2 protein-coding genes and 1 pseudogene are annotated in these 1,925 nt (G+C 32.3%); all 3 read left to right on the forward strand.

The genetic code is table 11. The features are described 5' to 3' along the window. Positions 1-1,280: pseudogene (locus VLM92_RS01770) on the forward strand (hypothetical protein); the annotation flags it as partial. A gap of 23 nt (positions 1,281-1,303) precedes the next feature. Continuing rightward, positions 1,304-1,579: a hypothetical protein gene (locus tag VLM92_RS01775; protein WP_325274638.1), complete on the forward strand. Its 276-nt coding sequence runs from the start codon at positions 1,304-1,306 to the stop codon at positions 1,577-1,579. Positions 1,580-1,619: 40 nt separating this feature from the next. Continuing rightward, entirely contained in the window at positions 1,620-1,790 is a 171-nt protein-coding gene (locus VLM92_RS01780) for a hypothetical protein (RefSeq protein WP_325274639.1), read from the forward strand. Positions 1,791-1,925 lie beyond the last annotated feature (135 nt).

Here is a 1,925-nt window from a genome sequence, read left to right on the forward strand (position 1 = left end):
CCTATGGTAGTATAGACTCTATACGTTTATGCGATGATATAGGATTCTCTATGGTAAATGAAGCAATACATACTTCATCTAAATTGGCTAAAGAATTCGGAGCATATCCAAAATATAAAAAAGAATCATTAGTTAAAAATAAATTCTTATCATCTAATACAAACGATGAAGTGAAAGAATCAGTTAAAAAATATGGATTAAGAAATTCACAATTATTAACTATAGCTCCAACAGGTACTCTATCAACTATGCTTGGTATATCTGGTGGAATAGAACCAATATTCGACACACATTATGTTAGAAAGACTGAATCATTACATGAAGAAGGTGACGTATTCTATACTGTATATACCCCTATAGTTAAAGAATATATGGAAGCTAATGATATACAACATATCGGTTCTTTACCAACATATTTCAAAACAGCAAAAACGATAAGACCTATAGATAGAGTATTAATGCAATCAATATGGCAAGATCACATAGATGCATCTATAAGTTCTACTGTAAATTTACCAGAGAGTTCGACGGTGGAAGATGTAATAAAATTATATAGAGATGCATGGGAGCATGGTTTAAAAGGTTTAACTATATTTAGAGAGAATTGTGATAGATCAGGTATATTAACTTCAACTCCAGAAAAAGAAGAACCTAAAGTTGAAGAAGTTATAGCAGAGACTCCAGTAAAATTAAATAGTGTTGTTCCTATAACTAGAAAACAATTAGGTAATAGATTAAGTGGTACTACATACGTTAAAGATATGGCATGTGGTAAATTATACATAACAATTAATAGAGATGAGAATGATAACTTAGTTGAGGTATTTATAGACTCTGGTAAATCTGGAGGATGTTCGGCAAACACTGAATCTCTTGGTAGATATGCATCTGCTTGTATGAGATGTGGAATGGATATAAATAGCATAATAGATGCAACTAAAGGCGTTAAGTGTTCAGCTTGCACTAAGGTTAAAGGCGCTAAAACAAAGAATATAGATGGTATGAGTTGTGGTGATATTATAGCTAGAACTATACAAGAAGAATATGAAATGTATCATGGTGATGGAAAAGATAAACGCGCTGAAGTGAGAGGACATAAGATAACAGTAGGTGTTATAACTGCCGATGATGTTTCGTATTCGCCTAAAACGGATAGTACTGCGGATCAAATATTAAAACACATACCTACAAAAATGTATTGTCCAGAGTGTGGGTCATTATTAACGAACTCTGGTGGTTGTACTATATGTTTACATTGTGGCCATAGTAAGTGTCAATAATAAAAAATGAGGAGGACATTGATATGTCAATAATAAAAAAAATAGAAGTTAAAGGTACTGATTCTATAATAACAACTGATTATGGAAGAATATATATAGTATCCAGTATTGAAGAAACGGATAAATGTGAAGTATTCATGGAAGATAAAGAACATAGTTTAGGTGTAGTTACGCTATTCAATGAAGTTATGGATCTAATAACCAATGTTGATACGGCTATTGAACATTTTAATAAAAAACAACAACTTATAGCTAACAATTCAACTTATGGTGCTATAAAACCGTTAACAACAATATAGAGGAGGTTGGGGGTTCTTAATTGAGCCCTCTTTTATAGTTATGGAAGAATGTGTTTGTGGTGATATATTAAAATTCGTAAAAGCTTACGAAGATGGTAAAGTGTCGGACGATATAAAAGCGATTAGATGTCCATGTGGTTGTATGGCATATATAATAGATGGAGCTGTATGGAATACGTGGTATCCATTAACTACAAAAGAAGAAAAATAATATACGCGAAATTTACATGCACTATAATGAAAAGGAGTGAGACGCGAAGGTGTATAGACAATTCTATACCCACTGGTATTGGTTTTCAGCGGGCCAATATCTTAACCTTTTCTTTTTGTTTTACGCGAAAAAAAC

The organism is Romboutsia sp. (assembly GCF_035470145.1).
In the GTDB taxonomy this organism is placed as follows: Bacteria; Bacillota; Clostridia; order Peptostreptococcales; family Peptostreptococcaceae; genus Romboutsia_D.